At 68.7% G+C, this 7,674-nt stretch carries 8 protein-coding genes; all 8 read left to right on the top strand.

The annotated features are described in order from the left end of the window. Positions 1 to 283 (top strand): amidohydrolase family protein (locus VIB55_RS18340; RefSeq protein WP_331878119.1); only part of this gene is annotated, 283 nt, incomplete at its 5' end. Between the two features lie 134 nt (positions 284 to 417). Further along, positions 418 to 846 carry a cobalamin B12-binding domain-containing protein gene (locus tag VIB55_RS18345; protein WP_331878120.1) on the top strand — a complete coding sequence of 143 codons (429 nt, stop codon included), beginning with the start codon at positions 418 to 420 and terminating at the stop codon, positions 844 to 846. Further along, the gene (locus VIB55_RS18350) at positions 843 to 2,483 is read left to right on the top strand and encodes an acyl-CoA carboxylase subunit beta (protein ID WP_331878121.1); all 1,641 of its coding nucleotides are present in this window, start codon (positions 843 to 845) and stop codon (positions 2,481 to 2,483) included. Before VIB55_RS18345 ends, VIB55_RS18350 begins: the two co-directional genes overlap by 4 nt. A 133-nt stretch (positions 2,484 to 2,616) precedes the next feature. Continuing rightward, positions 2,617 to 3,324 carry a Uma2 family endonuclease gene (locus VIB55_RS18355; RefSeq protein ID WP_331878122.1) on the top strand — a complete coding sequence of 236 codons (708 nt, stop codon included), beginning with the start codon at positions 2,617 to 2,619 and terminating at the stop codon, positions 3,322 to 3,324. A 110-nt stretch (positions 3,325 to 3,434) separates the two neighbouring features. Further along, positions 3,435 to 4,034 (top strand): Uma2 family endonuclease, encoded by a 600-nt coding sequence (locus tag VIB55_RS18360; RefSeq protein WP_331878123.1) that lies wholly within the window; start codon positions 3,435 to 3,437, stop codon positions 4,032 to 4,034. A gap of 137 nt (positions 4,035 to 4,171) precedes the next feature. Further along, entirely contained in the window at positions 4,172 to 5,545 is a 1,374-nt protein-coding gene (locus VIB55_RS18365; RefSeq protein ID WP_331878124.1) for an acyclic terpene utilization AtuA family protein, read from the top strand. A 118-nt stretch (positions 5,546 to 5,663) separates the two neighbouring features. Continuing rightward, positions 5,664 to 6,575: a ribonuclease Z gene (locus VIB55_RS18370; RefSeq protein ID WP_331878125.1), complete on the top strand. Its 912-nt coding sequence runs from the start codon at positions 5,664 to 5,666 to the stop codon at positions 6,573 to 6,575. A 165-nt stretch (positions 6,576 to 6,740) separates the two neighbouring features. Further along, the coding region (locus VIB55_RS18375) for a GTP-binding protein (protein WP_331878126.1) at positions 6,741 to 7,674 on the top strand (934 nt) is incomplete at its 3' end.

Genomic DNA, 7,674 nt, shown 5'->3' on the forward strand with positions numbered 1-7,674 from the left:
CTCGCTTCACCGCGAGTTTCCCCGCATGCTCGCCGCCGGGATGACGCCCTACGACATACTCCTAACGGGCACGCGCAACGTGGGAGAGTACTTTCAGCGCCAGGACGCGTTCGGCACCATCGCCGTGGGCCGCCGCGCCGACCTGCTGCTGGTGGACGCCAATCCCCTGGCCGACGTCGCCAACCTGCAGCGCATCGCCGGAGTGATGGTGCGCGGCCGCTGGCTTCCGCGGGAGGAGATCCAGGCGGGGCTGCGGGCCATCGAGGCGCGCAATCCCCGGTAGCAGCGGCAGGGGCGAAGTGGCGGCGCGAGTGCCTGCAACGCTTGCCGCCGCCTTGCGTTCCGCCGTATGATACGCGCCCTGCGGCCCATCCGGGCCACAGGGCGCGTAACCGCAACGTACATCCGATTCTCGATATGCCTGAACGGAAGATCCGGGTGCTGGTGGCCAAGCCCGGCCTGGACGGCCACGACCGCGGCGCCAAGGTGATCGCCGCCGCGCTGCGCGACGCCGGCATGGAGGTCATCTACACCGGCCTTCACCAGACGCCGGAGATGATCGTGAACGCCGCCATCCAGGAAGACGTGGACGTGGTGGCGCTCTCCATCCTGTCGGGCGCCCACATGACGCTGTTCCCGGCCGTCAAGCAGGCGCTGGACGCCGAGGGCGCCGACCACATCCTGATCACCGGGGGCGGCATCATCCCCGAAGAAGACATGGCCGCGCTGCGCGAGCAGGGGATGGGGCAGCTCTTCGGCCCGGGAACGCCCACGACGGCGGCGGTGCAGTACATCGCCGACTGGTTCGCGGAGCACGGCCGCGATCGCGACGACGCGGGCCAGTGACGGCTCCCGTGGCAGCGGCGGACGCACCCGCCGCCGAATCGCGCTCGCGCACCCTCGCCCGCGAGCTGCGCGAACTGGAGGCGCGCCTGCGCCAGGGCGGCGGCCCCAAGCGCATCCAGAAGCAGCACGACGACGGCAAGCTGACGGCGCGCGAGCGCATCGGCCTGCTGGTGGACCCGCGCTCGCGGTTCCAGGAAGTGGGCCTGCTCGTGGCGCACGACCAGTACGAGGGGCAGGCGCCCGCGGCCGGCGTGGTGACGGGCTTCGGCACGGTGTGCGGGCGGGAGGTGGTGGTCATCGCCAACGACGCCACCGTCAAGGCCGGCTCGTGGTGGCCTGAGACCATCACCAAGATGCTGCGCGCGCAGGAGATCGCCATGCGCTGCCGCGTGCCCATCATCTACCTGGTGGATAGCGCTGGCGTGAACCTGCCGTACCAGGGAGGCGTCTTTCCCGGGCAGTACGGCGCATCACGCATCTTCTACTACAACTCCATCATGCGGCGGTACCTGAAGGTGCCGCAGATCGCCGCGGTGATGGGGCCGTGCATCGCGGGTGGCGCCTACCTGCCGGCCCTCAGCGACGTGATCCTGATGGTGGAGGGCACGTCGTTCATGGGGCTGGGCGGTCCCAACCTGGTCAAGGGCGCCACCGGGCAGACGGTGGATTCCGAAACGCTGGGCGGCGCGCTGACGCACAACGCCATCTCGGGGGTGGCACACTACCGGACACCGGACGACCGGTCGTGCATCGGCAAGATCCGCGACCTGGTCAAGCAGCTCCCGCGCGAAACGTCCACGCTCCCGATCACCGAGCCGAAGCCCGGCGCGCGCCCCGAGGCAGACCTGTACGACCTGCTGCCGCCCGACCACAAGCAGCCGTACGACATGCGCCAGGTGCTGGGCTGCATCCTGGACGGCGGCGAGTTCGACGAGTTCCAGGCCGACTACGCGCCGGAGATGATGTGCGGCCACGCGCGCATCCAGGGCATTCCGGTGGGCGTGATCGCCAATGCGCGCGGCATGCTCAAGGACCCGCACGGCGGGGCGCCCAAGTTCGGCGGCATCATCTACGCCGACTCGGCCGACAAGGTGGCGTTCTTCATCGAAACCCTGAACCGCCACGGAACGCCCATCCTGTTCGTGCAGGACGTTTCCGGGTTCATGGTGGGCTCGCAGGCGGAGCACTCGGGAATCATCCGCGCCGGCGCCCGCTTCGTCGAGGCGATGGCCACCGCCACGGTGCCCAAGATCGTGCTGACGATCAACCACGCGTCCGGCGCCGGGTACTACGCGATGGCGGGGCAGGGGTTCGACCCTGATTTCATCTTCACCTGGCCCACCGGGCGCATGGGGGTGATGGAGGGCGACAGCGCGGCCGTGGCGCTCTTCAGCACGCAGCTGGAGGCGCTGAAGAAGGAAGGCAAAAAGCCCGACACCGAGCTGCAGGCCAAGATCGACGCCGTGCGCGCCGACTACGACAAGCAGCTCGACGCGCGCTTCGCGGCGGCCCGTGGCTTCGTGGACGCCGTGGTGCTGCCCGACGAGACGCGCGCCACGCTGGCCCTGGCGTTGCGAACCTGCATCAACAACCCGGGCCCGCACCTGGGCGCGTTCGTCCTGCCGCCGAACCTGTAGTCGTCCGGCAGGTGGCGGAAAACGAACAAACTTGACGGACCCGGCGGGCGGCATTAGTCATGGTGCCGTCCGCATTTGCATGCGAGCGCCTTTGGCTGACGCCGACGTCCCGGCGGTACCCGGGAGGGAAGAGATGCGCACCGACGTAAACCTGGCGGTCCGGCGCTGGACGCCGGGCGAGTACGCGCGCATGGCTGAGCTCGGCATCCTGCCGGAAGCAGGAGTCGAGCTCATCGACGGCATCGTCCGCGAGAAGAACGCGTGGGGCACACCGTGGCGGTGGACCTACGAAGACTTCGAGCGGATGGGCAGCGTTGTGGACGAAGACGAGCGGATCGAGCTCATCGACGGGGAGATCGTCCACATGACGCCGGTTGGACACCGCCACATCTACACGGTAGACCTGCTCACGGAGTTTCTGGCGGAGCACGCCCGCGGGCGTGCCATCCTGCGTGTGCAGAGCCCGGTTCGTCTGGCGAAGGACGAGGGACCGGTGCCGGACCTGGTACTCTTTCGCATGCACGAAGACCGGTACCGCTCCCGCCAGGCCGGCCCGTCCGACGCGCTACTGGTCGTGGAGGTGGCGGATACCTCGGTGCGGCGTGACCGGCGGAAGGGGCTCAGGTACGCCTGGGCGGGAATCCCCGAGTACTGGCTCGTGAACGTCAGCCGGCCCGTGATCGTGGTGCACCAGGAGCCAGTGGCCGGCGAGTACACGGATATACGCGAGTACAGCCACGGGGCCCTGTTCAACTCGCCCGCGCTCGGTGGCCGCGAGGTGCGCGCCGAGGAGGTACTCGGGCCCGGAGCATGGCCGCCGGAACGTCCGGCACGTGGCTGAAATGAACAAACTTGACGGACCCGGAAAGCGTCGCTAGCGTTTGCTGCGTTCGCTTGCCGGGCCCGTTCGTTGCTTTGTGGTAGAGGTCGCGAGATAGCCAGGAGCAGCAGATGAGGACTCTCATGATCGAGCCGGAGATCGAGGTGGACGCCAAGCCTCAGCGGCGGCGCTTCACGGTCGACGAGTTCCAGCGCATGGGCGAAGTCGGCATCTTCGCCCCCGAAGAGCGGGTGGAGCTGATCAAGGGGGAGGTCGTTCGGATGACTCCGCTGGGTGCTCGCCACATGGAGGCGGTTTTCGCGCTCGATGACGTTCTGCGCTCGATCGTGGGCCCCGAGTTGCGGGTTTCTGTTCAGGGCGCCATCCGGCTCCCCGACTCCGAGCTTCACCCGGACGTCGCCCTGCTCCGGCGCAGCGAGTGGCGGAAGGGCCAGTTGCCGCTGCCTGCCGCCTGCGTCTTGGTGATCGAGGTAGCCGATTCCACGGTGCGTTTCGACCGGGGAGAAAAGCGTCGGGATTATGCCCGTGTGCTGATCCCGGAGTACTGGGTCGTGGATCTACCGGCCGAGAGCGTGGTGCTCCATCTGCAGCCGTCGGATGGCGACTACCACCAGGTTACCGAGCATCGGCGGGGAAGCTCGTTCACCTCTCCCGCGCTGGGCGGGCGGACGATCGCCGTGGACGACGTACTCGAATTGCCCGACCCGTGAGCCGCGGGTTGCCCCCGCGCCGCTTGAAGTGAATTATCCCGTCCGGAGGCTGCGGTGTGCGGCCTCCGGACTGTTTTGGGACCGGATCTTGAGCACGCGGCGCCTTCGCCGTTCATCCATACGATCTCGCGAGCCTGATGAAAGACCGCATTCGCATCGCCAGTGGCCAGGGCTTCTGGGGCGACCAGCTCGACGCGCCCAAGCAGCAGGTCCAGGGCGGACCCATCGACTACCTGATGCTCGACTACCTGGCCGAGGTCACGATGTCGATCATGCAGAAGCAGCGCAGCCGCAACCCGGCCGCGGGCTACGCGCGCGACTTCGTGCCGCTGATGGGCGAGATCCTTCCCGCCGTCGTGGAGCGGGGGATCCGCGTGATCGCCAACGCGGGCGGCGTGAACCCCGCCGGCTGCCGCGACGCGGTGCTCGACGAGGCGCGCAAGGCCGGGCTGGCGGGGCGCGCGCGCATCGGGATGATCACCGGGGACGACATCCTCGAGCGCTTGCCCGACCTGCTGGCGCGCGGCGTGGAGCTGAAGAACATGGAGACGGGCGAACCGCTCTCCACCGTTCTCGGCCGCGTGCAGAGCGCCAACGCCTACATCGGCGCGCGGCCCATCGTCGAAGCGCTGCGGCAGGACGCGCACGTCGTCATCACGGGGCGCTCCACCGACACGGCGCTCACCTACGGCCCCATGATCCACGAGTTCGGGTGGAGCCTGGAGGATTTCGACCGCATCGCCGCGGGCGTGGTGGCGGGGCACATCAACGAGTGCGGCGCGCAGGCATCCGGCGGCAACCACCTGGTGGATTGGCGCACCATGCCGGGGCTGGCCAACGTCGGCTATCCCATCATCGAGGCGTCGCCCGACGGGTCCTTCGTCGTCACCAAGCACGACGGCACCGGCGGGCGCGTGACGCTGGCCACGGTCAAGGAGCAGCTCGTCTACGAGATGGGCGATCCCGTCAGCTACATCACCCCCGACGTGGTGGCCGACTTCACCACCATCCGCCTGGAAGACGCCGGGCCTGACCGGGTGCGCGTGCACGGCGTCCGCGGCGGCCACGCGACGGACATGCTGAAGGTGAGCATCGCCTACTCCGACGGCTACAAGGCGTCGGGAACGCTCGTCTACGCCTGGCCCGACGCGGTGGAAAAGGCGCAGATGGCGGACCGCGTGCTGCGCGAGCGCCTGGACCGCCTGGGACTGAAGTTCGACGAGGTGCTCACCGAGTACGTCGGATGGAACGCCACGCACGGCCCCCTCGCCGGTCCGCTGCCGAAGGACCTGCCCGAGGTGACGGTGCGCTGGGGCGTGCGCGGCCAGGACAAGGCGGCCGTGGAGCGCTTCACCAAGGAAATCGCGCCGCTGGTGCTGGCCGGTCCGCCGTCCGTCACCGGCTTCGCGGGCGGTCGCCCCGCGGTGCAGGAAATCATGGCGTACTGGCCCGCGCTGATCCCGAAGTCGGAGATCGAGCCGGGGCTGAAGGTCGAGGTGGTGACGGCATGAACGGTGTGGAACGGCAGTGCGAAAGTGCGAAGGTGCGAAGGTGCGAAAGTAACTTCGCCGTTAACTCTCGCACTTTCGCACTCTCGCACTTTCGCACTCGCTCACCGCAGCGGGCATCATGCGCATAACCTTCCTCGGCACCGCCGCGGCGCGTCCCACGGTGGGCCGCAACGTCTCGTCGCTGATCGTTCAGCGCGAGGGCGACGTGATGATGTTCGACTGCGGCGAGGGCACGCAGCGGCAGATGATGCGCTACGGCACGGGGTTCGCCTTCAGCGACATCTTCTTCAGCCACCTTCACGCCGACCACTTCTTGGGCGTCATCGGCCTGCTGCGCACGCTGGGGCTGCAGGCGCGCGAAGAGCCGATGGACCTGTGGACGCCGCTCGGCACGGCCGAGGTGCTGAAGCAGGCCGTGGAGCTGGGGGTGGAGCGCGTCCCGTTCGAGGTTCGCATCAACGAGCTGGAGCCCGGCGAGGCCGTAAAGCGCGGCGTGTATGACATCGTCCCCTTCCGCACCACGCACGCCGGCCGCTCGCTGGGCTACGCCATTGTGGAGCACCCGCGGCTGGGGCGGTTCAACGCCGAGCTCGCCCGCGAGATGGGAATCCCCGAAGGGCCGCTGTGGGGCAAGCTGCACCACGGTGAGGCGGTAGAGGTGAATGGGCGGACCATTCGGGCCGAGGACGTGGTGGGGCCCGAGCGCCCGGGCCGCAAGGTGGTCTACACGGGCGATACGCGGCCCTGCGCCCCCACGCGCGAGCACTCCCGCGACGCCGACCTGTTGATCCACGAGGCGACCTTCGCGCACGAAGAAGCCGACCGCGCGGTGGCCACGGGGCACAGCACCGCGCGCGAAGCCGCGGAAGTGGCGTCGGCCGCCGGGGTGCACCGCCTGGCGCTCACCCACTTCTCCCCCCGCTACGCCGACGACCCGCGGGCGCTGGAGCGCGAGGCGCGGGCGGTGTTCCCCGAAACCGTCGCCGCGTACGACGGGCTGGTGATCGAGGTGCCCTACCGCGACGCCTGAGCTTCGGCAAAGCCTGTCCGGGGGTGGACCCGAGGGCTGAAAGCGGTTATATTACCGGGCTGTTTCCGAGAGCGGGCACCTCGTTTCCGAGAGGCGCCCGTCTTTCTTTGGAACCACGTGGCAAGACCGTACCCGGGCCGTGGGGCTCGACAGAGATAAGATTCCATGTCCATTCGCAACATCGCCATCATCGCGCACGTCGACCACGGAAAGACGACGCTGGTGGACCACATGCTCCGCCAGGCCGGCACCTTCCGCGAAAACCAGCACGTGGCGGAGCGGGTGATGGACAGCAACCCGCTGGAGCGGGAGCGCGGGATCACCATCCTGGCCAAGAACCTCTCGGTTCGCTGGCACGATACCAAGATCAACATCGTCGACACCCCGGGCCACAGTGACTTCGGCGGTGAGGTCGAGCGCATCCTTCGCATGGTGGACGGCGTGATCCTGCTGGTGGACGCCGCCGAGGGTCCCATGCCGCAGACCCGTTTCGTCATGCGCAAGGCCATGGAGCTGGGGCTTCAGCCCATCGTGGTCATCAACAAGATCGACCGCGGCGACGCCGACCCGCACCGCGTGCACGACGAGGTGCTGGAGCTGTTCATGGAGCTGGAGGCCGACGACCACCAGCTGGACTGCCCGTTCCTCTACGCCGTGGGCCGCGAGGGCGTGGCCATGCGCCAGCCCGAGGACGAGCGCACGAACCTGACGCCGCTGTTCGACGCCATCCTGGAAACCATCCCCGCCCCCACGGGCGACGCGGAGGGGCCGTTCCAGATGCTGGTGTCGACCATCGACTACTCGCCGTACCTGGGGCGCCTGGCCATCGGGCGCATCGAGCGCGGGGTGGTGAAGGTGGGCGAGAGCGTGCTGCTGCTGGAGCACGGCCACGACGGCGAAGACTCGGCGCCCGGCGCCCGCAACCGCGTGGGCAAGCTGTTCACCTTCAACGGCCTGGAGCGGCTGGAGATCGAGTCGGCGTCCGCGGGCGACATCGTGGCGCTCAGCGGCCTGCAGAACGTGGACATCGGCAGCACCGTCTGCGATCCCGAGCACCCCGAGCCGCTGGCCGGCATCGCGGTGGAGGAGCCGACGGTCT

Source organism: Longimicrobium sp., assembly GCF_036554565.1.
Taxonomy (GTDB): Bacteria; Gemmatimonadota; Gemmatimonadetes; order Longimicrobiales; family Longimicrobiaceae; genus Longimicrobium.